Origin of the sequence: Nucisporomicrobium flavum, assembly GCF_016464385.1 — a bacterium.
Taxonomy (GTDB): domain Bacteria; phylum Actinomycetota; class Actinomycetes; order Mycobacteriales; family Micromonosporaceae; genus Actinoplanes; species Actinoplanes flavus_A.
The window spans coordinates 43,494-64,589 of record NZ_JADMLH010000021.1 but is presented as its reverse complement, the minus strand read 5'-3'; the positions used below and the strand labels follow the sequence as shown (position 1 = coordinate 64,589).

23 protein-coding genes are annotated in these 21,096 nt (G+C 71.9%); 15 read left to right on the top strand and 8 right to left on the bottom strand.

The window, feature by feature from the left end; genetic code table 11:
• Positions 1–9: 9 nt before the first annotated feature.
• Both IT780_RS34815 and IT780_RS34810 read left to right on the top strand, forming a co-directional pair.
• On the top strand, positions 10–960 hold the full coding sequence (locus IT780_RS34815) for an ROK family glucokinase (protein WP_199516095.1): 951 nt from the start codon (positions 10–12) through the stop codon (positions 958–960).
• Positions 961–970: 10 nt separating this feature from the next.
• Positions 971–1,660 (top strand): endonuclease/exonuclease/phosphatase family protein, encoded by a 690-nt coding sequence (locus IT780_RS34810; RefSeq protein WP_199516094.1) that lies wholly within the window; start codon positions 971–973, stop codon positions 1,658–1,660.
• Between the two features lie 12 nt (positions 1,661–1,672).
• On the opposite strand, the gene IT780_RS34805 is transcribed toward IT780_RS34810, so the two are convergent.
• Genes IT780_RS34805 through IT780_RS34795 form a run of 3 tightly spaced genes read right to left on the bottom strand, consistent with a single transcriptional unit; the run spans position 1,673 to position 3,127 of the window.
• The gene (locus IT780_RS34805; RefSeq protein WP_233414006.1) at positions 1,673–2,131 is read right to left on the bottom strand and encodes an SRPBCC domain-containing protein; all 459 of its coding nucleotides are present in this window, start codon (positions 2,129–2,131) and stop codon (positions 1,673–1,675) included.
• A complete protein-coding gene (locus IT780_RS34800) occupies positions 2,131–2,787 on the bottom strand; it encodes a dihydrofolate reductase family protein (RefSeq protein WP_199516092.1) in 657 nt (218 codons plus the stop codon). The genes IT780_RS34805 and IT780_RS34800 overlap by 1 nt, the downstream gene beginning before the upstream one ends.
• A 1-nt stretch (position 2,788) precedes the next feature.
• Positions 2,789–3,127 carry an ArsR/SmtB family transcription factor gene (locus tag IT780_RS34795; protein WP_199516091.1) on the bottom strand — a complete coding sequence of 113 codons (339 nt, stop codon included), beginning with the start codon at positions 3,125–3,127 and terminating at the stop codon, positions 2,789–2,791.
• An 88-nt stretch (positions 3,128–3,215) separates the two neighbouring features.
• Between IT780_RS34795 and IT780_RS34790 the strand changes: the two genes are divergently transcribed.
• The 4 genes from IT780_RS34790 to IT780_RS34775 are packed head-to-tail and all read left to right on the top strand — an operon-like array spanning position 3,216 to position 7,834.
• Entirely contained in the window at positions 3,216–4,562 is a 1,347-nt protein-coding gene (locus IT780_RS34790; RefSeq protein WP_199516090.1) for a flavin-containing monooxygenase, read from the top strand.
• Positions 4,559–5,329 (top strand): alpha/beta hydrolase, encoded by a 771-nt coding sequence (locus tag IT780_RS34785; protein WP_199516089.1) that lies wholly within the window; start codon positions 4,559–4,561, stop codon positions 5,327–5,329. The genes IT780_RS34790 and IT780_RS34785 overlap by 4 nt, the downstream gene beginning before the upstream one ends.
• Positions 5,330–5,374: 45 nt before the next feature.
• A complete protein-coding gene (locus tag IT780_RS34780; RefSeq protein ID WP_199516088.1) occupies positions 5,375–7,123 on the top strand; it encodes a DUF6311 domain-containing protein in 1,749 nt (582 codons plus the stop codon).
• Positions 7,124–7,165: 42 nt separating this feature from the next.
• Entirely contained in the window at positions 7,166–7,834 is a 669-nt protein-coding gene (locus IT780_RS34775) for a response regulator transcription factor (RefSeq protein ID WP_199516087.1), read from the top strand.
• On the opposite strand, the gene IT780_RS34770 is transcribed toward IT780_RS34775, so the two are convergent.
• Positions 7,823–9,238 (bottom strand): alpha,alpha-trehalose-phosphate synthase (UDP-forming), encoded by a 1,416-nt coding sequence (locus tag IT780_RS34770; protein ID WP_199516086.1) that lies wholly within the window; start codon positions 9,236–9,238, stop codon positions 7,823–7,825. The two genes, IT780_RS34775 and IT780_RS34770, sit on opposite strands and share 12 nt — an antisense overlap.
• A 60-nt stretch (positions 9,239–9,298) precedes the next feature.
• Positions 9,299–10,150 carry a DUF308 domain-containing protein gene (locus IT780_RS34765; RefSeq protein WP_199516085.1) on the bottom strand — a complete coding sequence of 284 codons (852 nt, stop codon included), beginning with the start codon at positions 10,148–10,150 and terminating at the stop codon, positions 9,299–9,301.
• Positions 10,151–10,286: 136 nt separating this feature from the next.
• Here IT780_RS34765 and IT780_RS34760 point away from each other — a divergent pair, with 136 nt between their 5' ends.
• Positions 10,287–10,982, top strand: a complete 696-nt coding sequence (locus IT780_RS34760) for a lysophospholipid acyltransferase family protein (protein WP_199516084.1) — start codon at positions 10,287–10,289, stop codon at positions 10,980–10,982.
• Positions 10,983–11,010: 28 nt separating this feature from the next.
• The gene (locus IT780_RS34755; protein WP_199516083.1) at positions 11,011–11,634 is read left to right on the top strand and encodes a maleylpyruvate isomerase family mycothiol-dependent enzyme; all 624 of its coding nucleotides are present in this window, start codon (positions 11,011–11,013) and stop codon (positions 11,632–11,634) included.
• Here IT780_RS34755 and IT780_RS34750 read toward each other — a convergent pair whose 3' ends face one another.
• Complete coding sequence (locus IT780_RS34750) at positions 11,635–12,327, bottom strand: Crp/Fnr family transcriptional regulator (protein ID WP_199516082.1); 693 nt, start codon at positions 12,325–12,327, stop codon at positions 11,635–11,637. It lies immediately after the preceding gene.
• 246 nt (positions 12,328–12,573) lie between these two features.
• Here IT780_RS34750 and IT780_RS34745 point away from each other — a divergent pair, with 246 nt between their 5' ends.
• The 6 genes from IT780_RS34745 (at position 12,574) to IT780_RS34720 (ending at position 18,248) form a co-directional block, all read left to right on the top strand.
• The gene (locus tag IT780_RS34745) at positions 12,574–13,455 is read left to right on the top strand and encodes a phosphotransferase enzyme family protein (protein ID WP_199516081.1); all 882 of its coding nucleotides are present in this window, start codon (positions 12,574–12,576) and stop codon (positions 13,453–13,455) included.
• A 16-nt stretch (positions 13,456–13,471) separates the two neighbouring features.
• Complete coding sequence (locus tag IT780_RS34740; protein WP_199516080.1) at positions 13,472–13,960, top strand: polyadenylate-specific 3'-exoribonuclease AS; 489 nt, start codon at positions 13,472–13,474, stop codon at positions 13,958–13,960.
• Positions 13,961–14,027: 67 nt separating this feature from the next.
• Positions 14,028–14,528 carry a pyridoxamine 5'-phosphate oxidase family protein gene (locus IT780_RS34735; RefSeq protein ID WP_199516079.1) on the top strand — a complete coding sequence of 167 codons (501 nt, stop codon included), beginning with the start codon at positions 14,028–14,030 and terminating at the stop codon, positions 14,526–14,528.
• A gap of 137 nt (positions 14,529–14,665) precedes the next feature.
• Positions 14,666–15,694 carry a 6-phosphofructokinase gene (locus IT780_RS34730; protein WP_199516078.1) on the top strand — a complete coding sequence of 343 codons (1,029 nt, stop codon included), beginning with the start codon at positions 14,666–14,668 and terminating at the stop codon, positions 15,692–15,694.
• A 70-nt stretch (positions 15,695–15,764) separates the two neighbouring features.
• Positions 15,765–16,571 carry a pyrroline-5-carboxylate reductase gene (gene proC, locus IT780_RS34725; protein ID WP_199516077.1) on the top strand — a complete coding sequence of 269 codons (807 nt, stop codon included), beginning with the start codon at positions 15,765–15,767 and terminating at the stop codon, positions 16,569–16,571.
• A gap of 924 nt (positions 16,572–17,495) precedes the next feature.
• The gene (locus IT780_RS34720; protein WP_199516076.1) at positions 17,496–18,248 is read left to right on the top strand and encodes a magnesium transporter MgtE N-terminal domain-containing protein; all 753 of its coding nucleotides are present in this window, start codon (positions 17,496–17,498) and stop codon (positions 18,246–18,248) included.
• On the opposite strand, the gene IT780_RS34715 is transcribed toward IT780_RS34720, so the two are convergent.
• Positions 18,245–18,922, bottom strand: a complete 678-nt coding sequence (locus tag IT780_RS34715; RefSeq protein WP_199516075.1) for a DUF429 domain-containing protein — start codon at positions 18,920–18,922, stop codon at positions 18,245–18,247. The genes IT780_RS34720 and IT780_RS34715 overlap by 4 nt on opposite strands.
• A gap of 7 nt (positions 18,923–18,929) precedes the next feature.
• On the bottom strand, positions 18,930–19,400 hold the full coding sequence (locus tag IT780_RS34710; protein ID WP_199516074.1) for a glutathione peroxidase: 471 nt from the start codon (positions 19,398–19,400) through the stop codon (positions 18,930–18,932).
• Between the two features lie 174 nt (positions 19,401–19,574).
• On the opposite strand from IT780_RS34710, the gene IT780_RS34705 reads away from it, so the two are divergent.
• Positions 19,575–21,038 carry a glycosyl hydrolase family 18 protein gene (locus IT780_RS34705; protein ID WP_199516073.1) on the top strand — a complete coding sequence of 488 codons (1,464 nt, stop codon included), beginning with the start codon at positions 19,575–19,577 and terminating at the stop codon, positions 21,036–21,038.
• Positions 21,039–21,096: the final 58 nt, after the last annotated feature.

Here is a 21,096-nt window from a genome sequence, read left to right as displayed (position 1 = left end):
ACGGGCAGCGTGACGCTGACCATCGGGATCGACGTCGGCGGCACGAAGGTGGCCGGCGGGGTGGTGGACGACCGGGGGACCGTGCTCTCGCACACGCGGCGCGAGACCCCGGCGGACGACCCGGCCGGTACGCGGGACACCATCGTGGCCGTCGCCTCCGAGCTCGCCGCCCTGCACCCCGGCGCCACCGCGGTCGGCATCGGCGCGGCCGCCTGGATCGACGCGGCCGGCGCGACCGTGCTGTTCGCCCCCAACCTGGCCTGGCGCGACGAGCCGGTCCGCGACTACGTCTCGAAGGCCGTCGGGCTGCCGACGGTGCTGGAGAACGACGCCAACGTGGCCGCGTGGGCGGAGTTCCGCTTCGGCGCGGCGCGGGACGCCGACGACTCCATGGTGATGATCACCGTCGGGACCGGCATCGGCGGCGGCATCGTCCTCAACGGCGCGCTGTGGCGGGGCGCGAACGGCATCGCCGGCGAGCTCGGCCACATCCAGTCGGTCAACGGCGGCCACCCCTGCGGCTGCGGCCGGCTCGGCTGCCTCGAGCAGTACGCGAGCGGCAACGCGCTGGTCCGCTTCGCCCGGGCCGGGGCGCGGCAGGAGCCGGACCGGGCGGCGCAGCTGCTGGAGCTGGCCGGGGGAGACCCGGTGCAGATCAGCGGTCGCATGATCACCGAGGCGGCGCAGGGCGGCGACGGGGTGGCCCGGGACGCGTTCGCGCAGATCGGTTACTGGCTCGGCGTCGCGATGGCCGACCTGGCGCAGGCGTTCGACCCGCAGCTGCTGATCGTCGGCGGTGGCGTGATCGACGCGGGTGACCTGCTGATGGGGCCCACCGAGCGCACGTACCGGGAGCAGCTGGCCCAGCGGGGCCGCTTCCCGGTCGCGGAGATCCGGGCCGCGGAGACGGGCAACACGGCCGGCGTGCTGGGCGCGGCCGACCTGGCCCGGCGGATCTGAGGGGGACGACGTGGCCGGGGTCCCGCTGCGGGTGCTGAGCTACAACGTGCACGGGCTGCGCGACGACCGCGCCGCCCTGACCGGGCTGGTCCGGGAGCTGGCCCCGGACGTCGTCATCGTGCAGGAGGCGCCGCGCCGGTTCCGCTGGCGGCACAAGTGCGCGGCCCTCGCCGACGACTTCGGCATGGTCGTCGCGGCCGGCGGCCTGCCGTCGCTGGGCAACCTGCTGCTGGTGAGCCTGCGCGTACGGGTGCACGACACCTGGTGCCTGCGCTATCCGCTGACCCCGGGGCGGCATCTGCGCGGGGCGGCGTTCGCCAGCTGCTCGGTGCACGGCGGCCGTTTCACCGTCTCCGGCTCGCACCTCGCCACCGATCCGGCCGAACGCCCCGATCAGGCGGCGCTGTGGAAGCAGGCGTTGTCCGAGGTGGAGGGTCCGCTCGTGGCGGGTGGCGACCTCAACGAGGGCCCGGGCGGCGGGGCGTGGCGTACGGTCGCGGACGGCCTGGTGGACACGGCCGCCTCGGCCCGGGGCACCCCGCTGACGTTCCCCGCGACGCTGCCCCGGCTGCGCCTGGACGCCCTGTTCGTGTCGCCGGACGTGGAGGTCTCGCGCTACGAGGTGGTGGAGTCGGAGGCGGCCCGCCGGGCCAGCGACCACCTGCCGGTCGTCGCTGACCTCGTGCTCGCCGGGACCTGACGCCGCGGCGCGTCAGCCGAGGTAGGTGCCCAGGGCGTCGAGCAGGCCCCGGGTGCCTTCCTCACGGCCCGTCCCGCCGTCCCAGAACCGGTCGAAGAAGACGCCGTGCTCGACGTGCGTGAACCGGGTGCCGTCGCCGATCGGCTCGAACTCGAGCGACGCCACCGACGTGGACATGTGCACCCCGTCCATCCACATGTCGTACGTCGTGATGATGCGGTGGTGCTCGACGATGTCGGTGTACGTGGCCTCGTACCGCGAGACCCCGCCCTCGTGGAACTTCCCCTCGGCGATGTCACGTCCGCCGACCCGGAAGTCGAAGGCCCACTCGGTGGGCTCCATCGCGTCGCCGGCGCCCCACCAGGACAGCTTTTCCCGTTCGTCGGCGAACGCGGCCCAGACGCGCTCGACGGCGGCGGGGTAGTCGCGGGTCAGGGTGAATCCGGAGTGGGCGAGCCGGCGTTCGATCATCACTTGTCGTCCTCTCGCGAGAAGGTGACGTGGAGGGTGCCGCTCTCGGCCGTCTCCGTCGTCACCCGGTGGGTGAGCTCGAGGCCGTGCAGGCCGTCCCACACCCGGGTGCCCCGGCCGAGCACGATCGGGGCGATCATCACGTGCAGGTCGTCGACCAGGCCGGCGCGCAGGAAGTCCCGCGCGGTGCTCACCCCGCCGCCGACGCGGACGTCCAGCCCACCGGCCGCCTCCGTCGCCTCGGTGAGCACGTCCTGGATCGCGGTGTTGCGGAAGTGGAACGTCGTGCCGCCCTGCATCGGGAGCGACGGTCGCGGCGCGGTGTGCGTGAGGACGTAGACCGGGGTACCGAACGGCGGCTGGTCGCCCCACCAGCCCTTCCAGTCCGGGTCGTCGGGGTACGTGTGCAGGCCGTACATGCCCGCGCCCATGATCTCGGCGCCCACGCCCTCGAAGTGCGCGGCGGCGTGGGCGTCGTCCACACCGGTCGTGCCGCTGCCACTGGTGTCGCCGAAGATGCGCGCGCGGAACGTACGGGTCGCGGCCCAGGCCGCCGTGAGACGTCCCCAGTCCTCGCCCATCGGGTTCTCCGGGGTCCCGCCGGCCGAGGTGTAGCCGTCCAGCGAGGCGAACAGGTCCATGCGTACGCGGGTCATGTCAGTCTTCCTTCGGGTTCGTACGGGTCAGGTGGATGCCGATCCGGTCGGCCTGGCGCTCCGCGGGGGTTCGTTGCTCGTCGAGCCACAGGTGCAGGACGTCGAGGGCGCCCGGCCGCAGGCTCACGGTGCGGACGCGCCCGTGCTTCTCCGACGTGACGACGCCCGCGTCCTCCAGGACCCGCAGGTGCTGCATCAGCGACGGCAACGCCATGGAGAACGGTGCCGCCAGGTCGGACACGACGGCCGGTGACTTCGCCAGCCGTTCCACGACGGCCCGGCGCGTCGGATCCGCGAGGGCGCGGAGCACGGCGTCGAGCTCGTCCTGATACTTAGGCACGAGCCTAACTATTGCGCGCGGCACGGGATCGGTCAACCCAGGAATTTGCCCCTTCCGGGCGTACGCCGCGTTCTGCAAGGATTCCCGGGTGCACGACACCCCTGAGATCGCCGACCGGCACGACGCGGTCTGCGTGGTCGGCGCGGGCGCGAGCGGCCTCGCCACGATCAAGAACCTGCGAGAGCAGGGTTTTTCCGTCGACTGCTACGAGCGCGAGACCTCGGTGGGCGGCGCCTGGAACTGGCGGCACGACCGCAGCCCGGTGTACGCCGGCACCCACTTGATCTCGTCCCGCCCGCTCACCGAGTTCCCCGACTTCCCGATGCCGGACGACTGGCCCGACTATCCCGACCACACCCGGGTGCTCACCTACCTCGAGCGGTACGCCGAACACTTCGCCCTGCGGATGAGCATCTGGTTCGGCACCGAGGTGGTGTCCGTGACGCCGGTCGGCGACGGCCGCTGGGACGTGACGACCCGCAGCACCGGCGGCGGCGCCGAGCGGGTCCAGCGTTACGCCGCGGTCGTGGTCGCCAACGGGCACAACTGGTCGCCGAAGCCGCTGTCCGTGGACGCGTCGGCGTTCCGAGGGCGGATCATGCACGCGGCGGCGTACAAGGACCCGGCGCAGCTGCGCGGCCGCAAGGTGCTGGTGATCGGCGGCGGCAACACCGGCTGCGACATCGCCGTCGAGGCCGCCCAGCAGGCCACCACCGTCTGGCACTCGACCCGGCGCGGCTACTGGTACGCGCCCAAGTACGTCTTCGGCCGCCCCGCCGACCAGGTCAACGCCAAGCTGCTCCAGCTGCGCCTGCCGCTGCGGGTGCGGCAGTGGCTGTACCACCGCACGGTCCGGCTCACGATCGGCGACGTCACCCGGTACGGCCTGCCCGCGCCGGACCACCGCCCGTACGAGAGCCACCCGGTCGTCAACAGCCAGCTCGTCTACTACGTGGGCCACGGGCGGATCACCCCGGTCCCCGACGTCGCCCGGCTCGAGGGCTCCACGGTGGAGTTCGCCGACGGCCGCCGCGTCGAGCCCGACCTCGTGGTCACGGCCACGGGCTACCTGCCGCGCTTCGAGTTCCTCGCCCCGGAGCTGCTCGACGTGGACGAGGAGGGCAAGCCCGACCTCCACCTGCACGCGTTCGCCCGGCGGCACCCGACGCTCGCCGTGGTCGGGCTGGTGCAGGCCGACGGCGGGCTGTTCCCGCTGGCCCACTGGCAGAGCGTCGCGGTGGCCCGCTGGCTGCGGCTGCGCGACACCGACCCGGAACGCGCCGCCCTGGTGCAGCAGAAGGAGTCGACGAGGCCGCTGCGGTCGTGGACCCGGCTGCACGTGGTGCCGTCGTCGCGGCACTGGTTCGAGGTCGGCTTCACCAACTACCTGCGCGCGCTCGGGGATCTCCTGGACCGGATGGAGGCGACCTCATGAGCTCGCGGCTGCTGCGCTTCGAGGACTGGACGTCGCCGGTGCCGCCGGTGCGCCGGGAGGTGTTCAGCGCCCTGCCGCACCCCGACGAGGGGGAACCGCCGCTGCTGTTCGTACCCGGGCTCGGCCACGGCGGCTGGGCGTTCCGGGAACACTGGCTCGGACATGCCGCGTCGCGGGGGTTCGCCGCGTACGCGCTGACGCCGCGCGAGCGGGGGTCGCTGCGGGCGTACGTGCACGACGTCGTCCAGGTTGCCGCGGGCCTGCCCCGGCAGACCGTGCTGGTCGGCCACGGCACCGGCGCGCTCGTCGTCGCGCACGCGCTCGCCCGGTATCCGGCGCGGGCCGCGGTGCTGGCGGCGCCGGTGCTGCACGGCTGGCCGGCCCTCGGCGCGGCGCTGCGGGTCAACCCGCTCGGCACCCTGCCGGCGCTGGTCGGCGGGGCTCTGACGCTGAGCCGCAAGCAACTGTTCGGCGCGGACGCGCCGGAGGCACACGTCGAACGCCTCACCCGCACGCCGTCTGCCGTCGCCCGATCGCTGTTCACCGCCCCGGAGCCCGCGGACCCGGTGGGCTCGCCGCCGGTCCTGGTCGTGGGCAGCCCGGACGACCGGGTGGTCACCCGCAAGGCCCTCGACCGGACGGCGGCCCGCTACGGCGGCGCGCCGCTGCTGTTCCCCGGCATGGGCCACGACCTGATGCTGGACCCGGCGTGGCGCGACCCGATCGACGCGATCCTCGACTGGCTCGTCAAGGAGCTCGCCGGGTAGCTCGTTTATCCAGCGCTTATCGGGGCGTCCGTACGGTCGGCGCCCATGGTCAACTCGCTCCTCGAGCGTCGCCGCGGGTCCGGCCCGGCAGCGGCGCCCGCCTCGTCGTGGCTGCGCCGGCATCGCCCGGACCTCGGCGCCGCGGCGGTGTACGTCGCCCTCGGCCTGGTCGTGATGGGCCGGTACCTCGCCGACCCGGACGGGACGCTGTCGGCGCACCTGCCGCCGGACAACACCTGGTTCCAGTGGCTGCTGTCGCACGGGGCGTACTCGGTGCGGCACCTGGAGAACCCGCTGTTCTCGGCGCGGCAGAACGTGCCGGACGGCGTGAACATGATGGCGAACACCTCGGTGCTCGGGGTCACGCTGCCGCTCGCGCCGGTGACGATGCTGGCCGGGCCGCGGGTCGCGTACGTGGTGTGGATGGCCGGGGCCTGCGCGGGCACGGCGTTCAGCGCGTACTGGGTGCTGCGCCGCCACCTGGTGCGGTCGCGGGCGGCCGCCTTCGCCGGTGGTGCCCTCGCGGGGTTCGCGCCCGGCGTCATCCACCACGCGAACGGCCAGCCGAACTTCGTGTCGAACTTCGCGTTGCCGCTGATCGTCGCCGCGGTGGCCCGGCTGGGTGCCGGCGGCCGGGTCCGGCGGGACGGGGTGGTCCTCGGCCTGCTGGTGACGTACCAGCTGTTCGTCAACGAGGAGTTGTTGCTGATCACGGCGGTCGGCTGCCTGGTCATGACCATCGCGTACGCCGCCTTCCGGCGTGACGAGGCGCGGCGGCGCGCACGGGCGTTCCTCGGGGCGCTCGGGGTCACCGCGGCTGTGGCGGGGGTGCTGTGCGCGTACCCGATCTGGTTCCAGTTCCACGGCCCGATGTCGTTCGCGAGCATGCCGTTCTTCACGTCGTGGGGCGAGGATCCGCTGACGTACCTGACGTTCTCGCGGGACACCCTCGCCGGCGGCCCGGCCTCCGAGGCGGTCGTGGGGCGCATCGAGCAGAACAGCTGGTTCGGCTGGCCGCTGACGCTGGTGGCGGTGCTGCTCGCGGTCGTGCTGTGGCGGCGGTCCGTCGCGGCGCGGGTCGCGGCGGTGACGGCCCTGGCGGCGGCCGTCCTGTCGCTGGGCCCGGTGCTGCGCGTCGGCGGGGAGGTGTCCGGCGAGCCCGGCCCGCTGGCCTGGCTGCCGCGGGGCCTGCCGGTGCTGGGGCTGCTCATGCCGAGCCGGTTCACGTACGTCGTCATCGGCGCCCTGGTGGTGCTGGTCGCGCTGGGCTGGGACCGGCTGCCGTGGCGCACCGGGCGGTACGCGATCGCCGCCGCGCTGCTGCCGCTGGCGCCCACGCCGGTGCCCGCGATGCCCGAGGCGCCGCCGCCGGTGTTCATCTCGTCCGGCGCGTGGCGGCCGTACGTGCCCGCGGGCAGCACGCTGGTGCCGGTGCCCGTACCGAGCAACTGGGCCGGACGCGAGACGCTTGGCTGGAGCGCGGCGGCGCTGCACGAGTTCCCGGTCCCGGAGGGCTACTTCCTCGGGCCCGGCGTGCACGGCACCGGCGTCATGGGCCCCGCCCGGCCGGGCACGCTGAGCCGGCTCGTCACCGGCCTGCTGACGTCGGGGACCGTACCGGTGGTCTCCGGGCCCGACCGGGCCGCGGCCCAGGCCGAGGTGCGGCGCTGGAACGGCTCGGTGCTGGTGCTGCGCGCCGACGCCGCGCACGAGCCGATGCGGATCCTGGTCGAGCAGATCTTCGGGCCGCCGCGGCGGGTGCTCGACGTGTGGCTCTGGCAGCCGGTCACCTGATCTTTATCCCGGCTTTATGCAGGGGATTCGATAGTGACCGGCGTGCGGATCCTGGTAGCCGATGACGAACGCCTGCTCGCGGACACCGTGGCCGTCGGCCTGCGCCGGGCGGCCATGGCGGTCGACGTCTGCTACGACGGCGAAGCCGCCCAGGAGCGGCTCGGCGTGAACCGCTACGACGTGGCCGTGCTCGACCGGGACATGCCCGGCCGCAGCGGCGACGACGTCTGCCGCTGGGTGATCCGCGAGCGGCTCGGCACCCGGGTCCTGCTGCTGACCGCCGCGTGCGGCATCTACGACCGGGTGGCCGGGCTCGGGCTGGGCGCGGAGGACTACCTGACCAAGCCGTTCGCCTTCGCCGAGCTGCTGGCGCGGGTGCAGGTGCTGGCCCGGCGTACGGCCCCGGCGCTGCCCCCGGTGCTGGAGCTCGACGGCGTGGTGGTCGACGTCGCCGCCCGTACGGCCACCCGCGACGGCCGCCCGCTGCACCTCACGGTCAAGGAGTTCGGCGTCCTGCACGCCCTCATGCGCGGGCAGGGGCAGGCGGTCAGCACGGAGGACCTGCTCGAGCAGGTGTGGGACGAGCACACCGACCCGTTCACCAACGTCGTCCGGGTGACCGTGATGAACCTGCGCCGCAAGCTCGGTGACCCGCAGATCGTGCGGACCGTGCCCCGGGCCGGCTACCGGATCGGGCGGTCAGCGCCGTAGCCAGGCGGCGATCCGGCCGGTCCGGTCCAGCGCCGTCAGGTACGCCCTTGCCCACGCGAGGATGTCGTGGCTGGTCAGGTGCGCCCGCATCGCTGCCATGCGCCGCTCCAGGTCCCGCTGGTCGGCCTCCATCGCGTGCAGCAGCGTCTCCTTCAGCCCGTCCACGTCGTGCGGGTTCACCAGGAACGCGTCCGCCAGCTCGGCCGCGGCGCCGGCGAACTCGCTGAGCACCAGCGCGCCGGCATCGTCCGCGCGTGCTGCCACGTACTCCTTGGCGACGAGGTTCATGCCGTCGCGCAGCGGGGTCACCACCATCACGTCGGCGGTCTGGTAGAGCGCGGCCAGGTCGGCGCGGTCGAAGGGCTGGTTGAGGTAGTGGATGGCGGTCTCGCCGACGCGGCCGTACTCGCCGTTGATCCGCCCGACCTCGCCCTCGATGCGGTCGCGCAGCACCCGGTAGTTCTCCACGCGTTCCCGGCTGGGCACCGCCACCTGGATCATCACCGTGTCGCGGACCTTCACCCGCCCGTCGCGCAGCAACTCGCTGTACGCGGTCAGCCGGTGCTCGATGCCCTTGGTGTAGTCGAGCCGGTCGACGCTCAGCAGCACGCGCCTCGGGCGGCCCAGGTCCGTACGCAGCTGCCGCGCCCGGTCGCGCACGTCGGGTCGGGCGGCCAGCGCCTGCATCTCCGTCACGTCGATCGACACGGGGAACGCGCCGGTGCGCACCGTACGCCCGTCCACAGTGATCTGGTCGTTGGCGGTGACCGGCGCGCCCAGCAGCTTGACGGCGAGCTGGGCCACGTTGTGCGCGGCCTGCGGGCGCTGGAACCCGACCAGGTCGGCGCCGAGCATCCCGCGCAGCAGCTCCACCCGGCGGGGCAGCTGCATGAACAGCTCCGGCGGCGGGAACGGCACGTGCAGGAAGAAGCCGATCAGCACGTCCGGGCGCAGCTCGCGGATCAGCTGGGGGACGAGCTGCAGGTGGTAGTCCTGCACCCAGACCGCCCCGCCGGGCTCGACCACCTCGGCGGCCGCCTCCGCGAAGCGCCGGTTGACGTCGCGGTACGTCTCCCACCAGCCGCGGTCGAAGACGGGCTGCTCGACGGCGTCGTGGTAGAGCGGCCACAGCGTCGAGTTGGCGAACCCCTCGTAGTAGCCGTGCAGCTCGTCCGCGGAGAGTCCGACCGGGCGGATCCGCAGGGTGCCGATGTCCGGCAGGGACGGTGCCTCCCCGGTGCCGCCCGCCCAGCCGACCCAGGTGGCGGGGGTCTGCTGCAGGATCGCGTGCAGGGCGCTGGCGAGGCCGCCGGGGCTGCGCCTCCACTCGCAGGCGCCGTCGGGCGCGGTGCTGTCGTCGAGCGGCAGACGGTTGGCGACGACCACGAGCGAGCTCTGACGCATTTACGAGAGGTTACGCGATGACTACCCAGCGATATAGAGGCGGGGGTCTATGGGAGGGTTTCAGACGACTGCGCCGTCGTCGAAGTCGTCGTCGTCCTCACCCGAGCGCAGCCGCCACACCAGCGTCACCGCTCCCGCGACGATCGCGGTAAAGCCGATCAGCGTCACGATCGTGCGCTCGATCGGGAGCAGCCACGGGAAGACGAACAGCACGAAACCCAGGACGACGCCGAGCACCCCGGCGATCGCGTACTTGGAGATGTGCGGCAGCGGCGGCGGGGGCGGCGGCACGTACCGCTCGTCGTCCTCGTCGTCCTCGAGCCCGGCGCCGAACGTGTCGAGGCCGTCCAGCATGCCCGGCGGCTCGTCCACCCGGTCGGTGCGCCGGCGGTTGAGCTGGATGCCGGTGAAGTCGGTCGCCGAGGTCAGCCGGTCGCCCGGCTGGGACTTCGGCGGCTCGAACGCCGGCGGCTCGGGCGGTGCCGCCGTGGGGTCGATGCCCTCCGCGGCCGGCCACGGCGGGGCGGTCGGGTCGACGGCGGTGTGGAAGCCCGCGACGATCTTGGCCCACTCGGCGTCCACGTCGCTCTGGTCGCCGGCCGCGGCCGGGTCGGGCCGGGGCGCGGGCGGGGTCGGTCCCGAGCCGCCGGTGAGTTTGTGCAGGTGCTCCCGGGCGGTCGCGAGGTGCAGGCGGTCCACGTAGAGCCGGTCGGTGGGGCGGGCGGGGAAGGTGGTGGCGCGCAGGATCGGGTTCAGATCGGCGGACGGCTGCAGGTAGGCGGCGATCCCGCCGGCCGCCAGGACGTCGAGCAGGTGCTCGCCGACACGCGGATCCACGTCGCCCGCGGCCGCGTAGTCGGCCGCGTCGATCCCGTTGTCCCGCCGCCCGCGACGGGCGCCACCCGCAGACACCCTGCACACTCCTCGCCCCGCGCACGTCGCGCGCGTGCCTTGAATGGTGACACGACAGGTACCGCTTGCGGGAGTGCGTTGTGGCGTGCCGCTCCCGCTTCGTACGCTTTGGCTGCCCTCGACGGGAAGGACACCGGTGTTCTACTGGCTGCTGAAGTACGTGCTCCTCGGGCCGGTCCTCAAGGTCGTGTTCCGCCCCGACGTGCGAGGGCTCGAGCACGTGCCGCAGACCGGTCCGGTGATCCTGGCCTGCAACCACCTGTCGTTCTCCGACTCGATCTTCACACCGTTGGTGCTCGGGCGCAGAGTGACCTTCGTCGCCAAAGCCGAGTACTTCACCGGCAAGGGCATCAAAGGCCGGCTCATGCGGCAGTTCTTCGTCGGCACGGGGACGATCCCGGTGGACCGTTCGGGCGGCAAGGCGGCCCGCGCGGCCCTCGACACCCAGCTGCGGGTGCTGCGCTCGGGCAACATCGCGGGCATCTACCCCGAGGGCACCCGCTCGCCGGACGGCCGCCTCTACCGGGGCAAGACCGGGGTGGCCCGGCTGGCGCTGGAGAGCGGCGCGCCGGTCGTGCCGGTGGCGCTGCTCAACACCGACGAGATCCAGCCGACCGGCAGGCTGATCCCGGCGGTCAAGCGGGTCCGCATGCACTTCGGCAAGCCGCTGGACTTCTCCCGCTTCGCGGACCGGGCCGGCGACCGCTTCGTCGAGCGGGCGGTCACCGACGAGATCATGTACGAGCTCATGACGCTGACCGGCCGCGAGTACGTGGACGTGTACGCCGCCGGCCTCAAGACCGCCGCGGTCGCTCCGGCGCCGGCCGGTTAGTTCCGCCCCGCCCCGGCGTAGAAGGGGCATGAGTGACGAACGAGTACGGGCCGCGGTGGTGGCCGAGCGTACGGACATGGTGAACGTGCTGGCGGGGCTGCGGCCGGAGCAGTGGGACGCGCCCACGTTGTGCGAGGGCTGGCGGGTGCGCGAGGTGGTCGCCCACACCACGCAGCCCTTCCGGGTGCCGATGTGGCGGGTGGTGCTGGAGCTGGCACGGGCCCGCGGGAACGTCAACCGCATGGCGGACCGCAGCGCCCGCCGCGACGCCGCCCGGCTGACCGCGGACCAGCTACTTCAGCAGCTGCGGGACAACGTCGCCCACCCGTGGACGCCGCCGGGCGGGGGAGCGGCCGGCGCGCTGTCCCACGACGTCATCCACCACCTGGACATCACCGTGGCGCTGGGCGTCGGCCGGGTCGTGCCGCCTGAGCGTCTCGGCCTGGTGCTGGAGGGGCTGCGGCCGCGCAATGTGGCCTTCTTCGGCGCGGAGCTGGGCGGCGTACGGCTGGCGGCGACGGACCTCGACTGGTCGTACGGCTCGGGCGAGCTTGTCCGGGGGCGCGCGCAGGATCTGTTGCTGGCGATCTGCGGCCGACGCCTGCCGGCGGGTCACCTGGAGGGACCCGCCGCCGGGCGGTTCAGCCGGTAGTCAGCGCTCCGCCATGCCGGCCCGCCGGCGCAGCGCCGACACGTCCGTGACGACGATGCGCCGGCCCTCCGTCCGCAGCCAGCCGCGGGTGGCGAAGGAGCCGATGGCCTGGTTGACGCTCTGGCGTGAGCCGCCGGCCATCTCGGCGAGCTGGCTCTGGTTGAGCTCGATCGTGATCATCGGCGCCTGGCTGTCACCCGCGAGGCGGACGAGCGTCTTGGCGACCCGCCCGGGCAGGTCCAGGAAGACGTGGTCGGCGTTCTGCTCGGTCAGGCGGCGGATGAGCCCGCCGACCGAGCGCATCACCGCGTCGAGGATGCGGGGGTTGGAGTGCACCAGGTCCATGAACGCGACCCGGGACAGCGCCAGCGCCTGGCTGTCCTCGATCGCCTCCGCGCTCGCCGAGCGGGTGGAGGCGTCCAGCAGCGAGACCTCGCCGAGCACGTCCGGCGGGCGGACCACGGTCAGCACCGCCCGCTCGCCGGTCGGCGCGGTGCGGAAGACGGCGATCGCGCCGCGGCGCAGCACGATGAGGGAGTCCCCGGGATCGTTCTCGACGAAGAGGATCTGCCCCTTGCGATACGTGCGGGGCACGGCCGCGGCGATCACCCGCTGGCGCACGTCGGGCTCCAGCCCGGCGAACATCTCCACGCCCGTGAGCGCGTCGCCCGGCTCCGGCAGCCGATGGTCCACGGTCAGTCCTTCCCCCGGTCGGGACCACCGTCGACTCCGCTGTCCGGCGTCGGCCCCTCGACGCGAACGATCACTCTTAGCATGTAGAGCGTCATCCACGCCATTTGATACCTGCAGAGCGCTCGCTCGATCATTTCGCGGATGTCGCTGGCTGTACACCCCCTAATCGCCGCTCGTGACAATAGGCGGCGACTGTCGCCCGCCGTGTCCGTTGTTGTCACAGAGTGTGCCGGGATAATCGCCGCCGTGCCGGACCATGACCTTCTTCGATCCACCCTGCGCGACCAGTGGCACCTCGTGCCCGCGGAGATATCGCCGCTGCCCGGCGGGCTGCTCTCGGCCGGCTGGGACGTGACCGCGGGCGGCGAGCGCTTCGTCGCCCGCCTCGCGGAGCCCGCCGCCCGTCAGCCCGTCGAGGCCGGGCTGGCCGCGGCCGAGCACCTGCGAGGGACCGGCATCCAGGCCGGGCAGCCGGTACGCACCCTCGCCGGCGGGCTGACCGCCGAGATGCCGGACGGGGCGCTGGCCGTGCTGCGCCGTGCTCCCGGCCGTACCCTCGACGGCCGCGACCCGGTCGACCAGCAGTTCTGGGGCGACCGGCTGGGCGCGGTGCACCGGGCCCTGCAGGGCTTCCACCACCCCGGGCTGCGCCGCTGGAACCTGCTCGACCCCGACGCGCCGCACCTCGCGGTGGAGCCGTGGGTACGCCCCGCCGTCGCCGACGCGGTCACGGCGATGACCCGGCTGACCGTCACCGACCGGCTGACGTACGGGGTGCTGCACGGCGACCCGGCCCCGGAGATCTTCCTCGTCGACCCCGCCACCGGCCGCGCCGGGCTGCTCGACTGCGGCGCCGGCGGCACCGGCCCGCTGCTCTACGACGTGGCCGCCGCAGTCGTGTACGCGGGCGGCCAGGAGACGTCGGCGGAGCTGCTCGACGGCTATCTGGCGGCCGGCCCGGTGGAGGAGGACGAGCTGTGCGCCGCGCTGCCGGTCATGCTCCGGTTCCGCTGGGCGGTGCACGCCGACCGGGCCGCCCGCCGGCTCGCCGCGGGTGGCGGAGACGACGTGCGCGAGGTGCTGCGCCGCGCACGGGAGGCCCTGGCGACGGGCGCCGACCCGGGGTAGGCGAGGATGGGCCCCGATGGTCTACCGCTATTTCTACGACTGCGAATTCATCGAGGACGGCCGTACGGTCGATCTGGTCTCGATCGGCATGGTCGACGAGTACGGCCGCGAGTTCTACGCGGTCTCGACGGAATTCGACGACACCCGCGCCGTGCCGTGGGTGCGCCGCAACGTGCTCGACAAGCTGCCCTCGCCGGCCGACCCGGCGTGGCGCTCCCGCGAGCGCATCCGCGACGACCTGTACGCGTTCCTCGTCGAGCCGGTGCACGGCCGCGGGGAGCAGATCGAGCTGTGGGCCTGGTACGCGGCGTACGACCACGTCGCTCTGGCCCAGCTGTGGGGCGCGATGCCGGCGCTGCCCCGGGAGATCCCGCGCTTCACCAAGGACCTGCGGCAGCGCTGGGACGACCTCGGGCGCCCGCCCCTGCCGACCGCGCAGGGCCGCCACGACGCGCTCGTCGACGCGAAACACAACCTCGCCCGCTGGAAGGCGATGGGCGGCTGACCGGCGCTCCGTTTCGCCGTGCGCACCCCGGGAACGTCCGGGGTACGACCGACGGAAGGAACCTGTCATGGCAGAGCACACCGAGCAGGAGAAGCGCGAGAAGCTGAAGGAGCTCGTCAAGGACGCCCGCATCGGGATGTTCACGACGATGACCACGGACGGCAAGCACGTCAGCCGGCCCATGGCGCTGCAGGACGTGGAGTTCGACGGCGACCTGTGGTTCTTCACGTACTCCGACTCCGACCTGGTTGCGCAGATCCGCGCCAACCCGCAGGTCAACGTGTCCTTCAGCGACGCGAAGCAGCACGCCTGGACGTCGGTGTCCGGTTCCGCGGTGCAGACCGACGACCGGGCCAAGGCGGAGGAGCTGTGGAACCCGATGCTCAAGGCGTGGTTCCCGGACGGCCTCGAGACGCCGAATCTGACGCTGGTGAAGGTGCACGCGGACAGCGCCGAGTACTGGGAGTCCGCGCACAGTTCGAAGGTCATCACCCTTCTGGGGTACGCGAAGGCCGCCGTCACCGGGAAGACGCCGGACGCCGGCGAGAACGAAACCGTCCGCTTGTAGCGGGGCGTTTTGGTCCGGGGTGGGCCCGACGACTACAGTGCGCTTGCGGCCCGCCCCCGGACCCGGCAGTGACGCCGGACGACGGAATCCCAGGGGAGCCGGGCATCTCGCGACCCGATCAGGGAGGACGAGCAATCATGCGTATCGGCGTGCTCACCGGCGGCGGCGACTGCCCCGGTCTCAACGCGGTGATCCGGGCGGTGGTGCGCAAGGGCGTCGCCACGTACGGTCACGAGTTCGTCGGCTTCCGGGACGGCTGGAAGGGTCCGCTCGAGGGCCTGACGAAGCCGCTCGGCATCGCCGAGGTCCGCGGCATCCTGCCCCGCGGCGGCACGATCCTCGGTTCCTCCCGGACCAACCCGTTCAAGATCGAGGGTGGCGTCGAGAAGATCAAGGCGAACCTGGCCGAGCAGGGCGTCGACGCGCTCGTGGCGATCGGCGGCGAGGACACCCTCGGCGTCGCCACCAAGCTCAACGACCTCGGCGTCAAGGTCGTCGGCGTGCCGAAGACGATCGACAACGACCTGAACGCCACCGACTACACGTTCGGCTTCGACACCGCGGTCAACATCGCGATGGAGGCCATCGACCGGCTGCACACCACCGCCGAGTCGCACCACCGCACGCTGGTCGTCGAGGTCATGGGCCGGCACGCCGGCTGGATCGCCCTGCACGCCGGCCTCGCCGGTGGCGCCAACGTGATCCTGCTGCCGGAGCGCAACTTCGACGTGGAGCAGGTCGCCACGTACGTGACCAAGCGCTTCCAGGTCGAGTACGCGCCCATCGTCGTCGTCGCCGAGGGCGCCCAGCCGCTCGAGGGCCAGATGAGCCTGCAGAGCCAGGAGCTCGACGCGTTCGGCCACGTCCGCCTCGGCGGCATCGGCCAGTGGCTCGCCGAGCAGCTCGAGGAGAAGACCGGCAAGGAGGCCCGTACGGTCGTCCTCGGTCACATCCAGCGCGGCGGCACCCCGACCGCGTTCGACCGGGTCCTGGCCACCCGCTTCGGCCTGCAGGCCATCGACGCCGTCCACGAGGGCGACTTCGGCAAGATGATGGCGCTGCGCGGCACCGACATCGTGCGGGTCCCGCTGATCGACGGCACCGGCGAGCTCAAGACCGTGCCGATCGAGCGGTACAACGAGGCCGAGGTCTTCTTCGGCAGCTGAGCGACAGCTCTTCGCAGACGGGGGCGGGCGGCACACGCCCGCCCCCGGTCTCTTTCCCCCGGGAGGACCCATGACCGTCGTCGCGGTGCTCGGCGCCGGCAAGATCGGTGAGCTTGTGCTCTCCGGGCTGCTGCGCGCGGGCTGGCCGGCCTCGAACCTGCTCGTCACGGCGCGCCGCCCGGCCCGCGCGGAGGAACTGAGCGAGCGCTACGGCGTCCGGATCGTCGACAACCCGGCCGCGGTCGCGGAGGCCGACGTGCTGGCGATCGCGGTCAAGCCGCAGGACGCCGGCACCCTGCTCGCCGAGATCGGCCCGAAGGTGCCCGCCGGCAAGCTCGTCGTCTCGCTCTGCGCGGGACTGCCGACGAGCTTCTTCGCCGCCCGGCTGCCCGAGGGCACCCCGGTGGTCCGGGTGATGACGAACACGCCCGCGCTGGTGGACCAGGCGATGACGGCGATCTCGGCCGGCCCGCACGCGACCGGCGAGCACCTCGCGGTCGCCGAGGAGATGTTCAAGCCGCTGGGCTCGACGATCCGGGTGCCGGAGTCGCAGCAGGACGCGGTCACCGCGCTGTCGGGCTCCGGGCCGGCGTACTTCTACCTGCTCGTCGAGGCGATGATCGACGCGGGCATCCTGCTCGGCCTGCCGCGGCAGGTGGCGCACGAGCTGATCGTGCAGACCGCGATCGGCTCGGCCGTCATGCTGCGCGACTCGGGGGAGCACCCCGTGAAGCTGCGCGAGGCCGTGACGTCGCCGGCCGGCACGACCATCTCGGCGATCCGCGAGCTGGAGAACCACGGCGTCCGCGCGGCCCTGCTGGCCGCCCTCGAAGCGGCCCGCGACCGGGCCCGGGAGATCGCCGCCCAGTCCAGCTGAGCTCATTCGCTATCTCCGGTCGGTCGACGACCGTGTCCGTGGCTCGAGCTCTCGGTTTGCGATCGATGCTTCCGCCGGGTGGCCGTATCGACCTGAGGCCGGAAGCGCGAGTCTTTTCGCGCCTTTCCGTCCTTGCGACGCGCACTGCCGTCGACCGCTTCTGCGGTCGTGTACCCCCGCAGACCGTTCGCGGCTCGATGCTCGAGAGTTGTCGAGTGGCGCGCGAAGAGCCGTGATATCACGTTCGTGGTCAAGGCCCGCACAGCGCCGTGGATGAGATCACTGATGAGGTCCATCGGGTCGATCGGAGGCATCGTCATTCCCTGTCCTGAGGCGGCCGAAATGCCGCGCTGACTCCAGGAAATGTGGTGCTAGGGCCAAGCGAAAGTGGCTCGGACAAGGCCGGATCGATCCGCACTAGGTGCGAAGGCGTCGGACAGCTGCCATAGATTCGGACACTGTCGGACAGCGTCGTACGCTGTCGTACTGAGTGTGAGTCCCGTTGGAGCAGAGCGAGGACGACGAATCGTGGCGCAGCAGCCCAGCCCAGAGACGGTCACCACCATAGCTGACCTCGCATACGAACTCCGGATCCTGAAGATGCACGCTGGAAATCCCTCGGTGCGAGCGCTTTCCCGGAAAGCCTCTCTGATCGGGGCCTTCTTGCCGTCGTCGACGGTGCAGGACTGTCTGAGCGGCAAACGAGGGCTTCCGAAGCTCGATACCGTGCTGTCTCTGGTACGAGCTCTGGGGGTCGGCGATCCTGCGCCTTGGCGGGAGGCTTGGATTCGCGCCGGGCAAGATCGGCATGGGTTGCACGGTCGACCCGATCACCGAAGCCCGCCGAGTCCAAACGCGGCGCGCAGGCTCACGGAGGCGGGTAGCCGCATAGCCGTCGTCAACGCCGCTCGGGGCGCTGACTTCGTGGAGACGCTGTCGCTGTCCGAAGTCGTCGAGCAATTGGCGGACATGCCACCATCGGACGCGGCTCTGCGTCTCGATCTAGTGGCTCCAGAGCGTGCGGCTGAGGTGCTCCCGGAGATGGACGAGGGCAAGGCTAGCGGGATCCTTTCTCGCATGCGGGCGGAAGCCGCCGCGGCTGCTGTAGCTCACATGCGGCCCTCCTCCGCGGCGAGACTGCTTGAGCGCGTCGAGCCGCAGGGCCGATCCTCCCTGCTGGAGCGCTTGCAGCCGGGGCTGGCAGAGGCGATCTTCGAAGAGGTAAGCGGCGACTGGCCACGTAAGGTCGGCCGATGGGGCGTGGCGGAACCCGCCATCGCGCGAATCCTCGGTGCTATGTCGCCAGAGAACGCGGTGCGCTACATGACCGAGGAGCAGAACTACCGCAAGGGAGCACTATGGCTCCAGGCGGATCCCGGTGTAGCAAGGCTGTTACCCCTAATGCCGATTTCCGGGGCCGCCAGGTGGCTTGATGCGGTAGATGGAGCGACCTTGGTCGCGGTGCTGGAACATTTGCCGGACGAGTACCTGAGCGCGGTGCTCGCAGCTACAGCGATCGACTCGATGGACCGTGTCTGGCAGGCATTGGGGGAAGATCGTCTGGCGCGGGTTCTCATCGGTATGGCGCCGTCAGACCGGAGTGCGAGAATGGCCCGGATCCGCCACCGGTTCGGCACCGCCGCCCTGCGGCGGATCCGAGACGCCGAGCGTGCCTAGTACCAGATCGCGATCCGGGCGCCGTTGTTCTCCTCCGGCGGGCTGGGGTGGCTCAGCGCCGTCCCGGTCGCCATCCGGTGGGCGCTCCACGCCACCGCGGCCGCGTCGAGGATGTCGTCCGGCGGCGCCTGGCCCGCCGGGCCGAGCTGGTCGGGCAGGACGATGCCGTTGCGGGCGAGCAGGTCGCGGCGGCGGGCCTGACCGCTCCAGGTCTTCTTCGCGTACGCCAGCGGCTCGCCGGCCATCTGGCGGAAGGACACCTCCGGGTGGGCCTCGAACAGCAGGCCGGGGTGGCGTTCCCAGATGGCGTTGGCCTCGAGCAGCTTCGGCCGCAGCGCCCACGACTGGCGGCTCAGGCCGGCGCCGGTGAGCTCGCGGCAGAGCCGGTTGGCGGCGGTGAAGTCGGACTCCTGCCAGACCGCGCGGGGCGGCACCCGGAAGACGCTGCCGCGGCGCGGCCCGAGCTGGTCGGCGGCGAGGGTGTCGGCGGCGCGCCAGCGGTCGGGGAGCATGCCGAGCGGGATGTCGACGCCGATGACGGCCGCGCCGGAGCTGCCCGCCACGATCTCGTAGAGGGTGGACGCGAGCATGGCCCGCCCGAAGCGGCCGTCGCGCAGCTCCACTCCCACCCAGCCCAGGGCATACGCGTCGACGCCGATCACGTGGAGGCTCATGAGCGGCTCAGCGGGGTAGGAGCTTCTCGATGGCGGACACCAGGCGCTCGTCGTCGGGCTGCGTACCGGGGTCGAAGCGGGCCTCGACCGTGCCGTCCGGGCCGACGAGGAACTTCTCGAAGTTCCACTGGATGTCGCCGCCCGCGCCGACGAGCTCGCGGTAGAGCGGGTGCCGTCCGGGGCCGTTGACCTCGACCTTCTCGGTGAGCGGGAAGGTGACGCCGTAGTTCACCTGGCAGAACTGGTCGATGTCGGCCGCGCTGCCCGGCTCCTGGCCGGCGAACTGGTTGCAGGGGACGCCGAGCACGACCAGGCCGCGGGCGGCGTACGCGCGGTGCAGCTCCTGGAGGCCGGCGTACTGCGGGGTGAGGCCGCACTTGGAGGCGACATTGACCACGAGGACGACATTGCCGCGGTATTGCCGCAGATCGGCGGATCCCCCGGTCAGGGCGTCGATGTCCACGTCGAAGATGGTCATGACGGCAGACTACGCGCTGTGCCCATATGAGTGCACGCCGTGGCGCTCACTGCGGCGAAGTTAAAAGAGCGTCCAAACCCTCGTCACCTGCTTGACTCACGTTCATAGATGTGACTACCGTCTCTTCAACTTCCCTTTGGAAAGTTTCCTAACTGTTGGTTGTGAGGAGACGCAGTGAAGAAATCCCTCCGCCGCGCCCTGTGGGCCGGGGCGATCGTGGCGGTGGCCTCCGCCGCGGTCCCCATGGTCCAGGCGTCGGCCGCCGCCGCGTGCGCTCCCGCCTGGAGCTCGTCGGCCGTCTACACCAAGGACATGGCCGCCTCCCAGAGCGGTCACAACTACACCGCCAAGTGGTGGACCCAGAACGAGAGCCCGACGACGCACAGCGGCCAGTGGGACGTCTGGATCGACAACGGCACCTGTGGCGGCGGCACGGACCCGACCACCCCGCCGACGACTCCTCCGACCACCCCGCCCACCACGCCTCCCACGACCCCGCCGACCCAGCCCCCGGGCAACGGTGGCAAGAACGTCGTGGGCTACTTCGCCGAGTGGGGCGTGTACGGCCGCAACTACCACGTGAAGAACATCGTCACGAGCGGCTCGGCCTCGAAGCTGACGCACATCCTGTACGCGTTCGGCAACACCACGGGCGGCCAGTGCTCGATCGGTGACTCGTACGCCGACTACGACCGGGCGTACACCGCGGCGGAGAGCGTGGACGGCGTCGCCGACACGTGGGACACCGGCGCGCTGCGCGGCTCGTTCAACCAGCTGCGCAAGCTCAAGAAGGCGTACCCGAACATCAAGGTGATCTGGTCGTTCGGCGGCTGGACCTGGTCCGGCGGCTTCACCCAGGCCGCCGCCAACCCGACCGGCTTCGCGAACTCCTGCTACAACCTGATCAAGGACTCGCGCTGGTCGGACGTCTTCGACGGCATCGACGTCGACTGGGAGTACCCGAACGCCTGCGGCCTGTCCTGCGACAGCAGCGGCCCGGCGGCGTACAACAACGTGATCAGCGCGCTGCGCAACAAGTTCGGCGCGAACTTCCTGATCACCTCGGCGATCTCGGCCGACGGCTCCAACGGCGGCAAGCTCGACGCGGCCGACTACGCCTCCGGCATCGCGAAGCTGAACCTGGTCTTCCCGATGACCTACGACTACTACGGCGCCTTCAACGCGCAGGGCCCGACCGCCCCGCACTCGCCGCTCACCTCGTACGCCGGCATCCCGCAGCAGGGCTTCTGGTCCGACGCGGCGATCCAGAAGCTGAAGAGCAAGGGCGTCCCGGCGAGCAAGATGCTGCTCGGCATCGGCTTCTACGGCCGCGGCTGGACCGGCGTCACGCAGAGCGCCCCGGGCGGCTCGGCGACCGGCGCCGCCCCCGGCACCTACGAGGCCGGCATCGAGGACTACAAGGTCCTCAAGAACAGCTGCCCGGCCACCGGTACGGCCGGCGGCACGGCGTACGCCAAGTGCGGCAGCAACTGGTGGGGCTACGACACCCCGGCCACGATCGGCGGCAAGATGACGTACGCCAAGAACCAGGGTCTCGGCGGCGCCTTCTTCTGGGAGTTCTCCGGTGACACCAGCAACGGCGAACTGATCACCGCGATCAAGAACGGCCTCGGCTGAGGTAGCAGTTCCTAGCAGGTGGGGCGCCGGGGATCCTCCCGGCGCCCCTTTCTTGTCC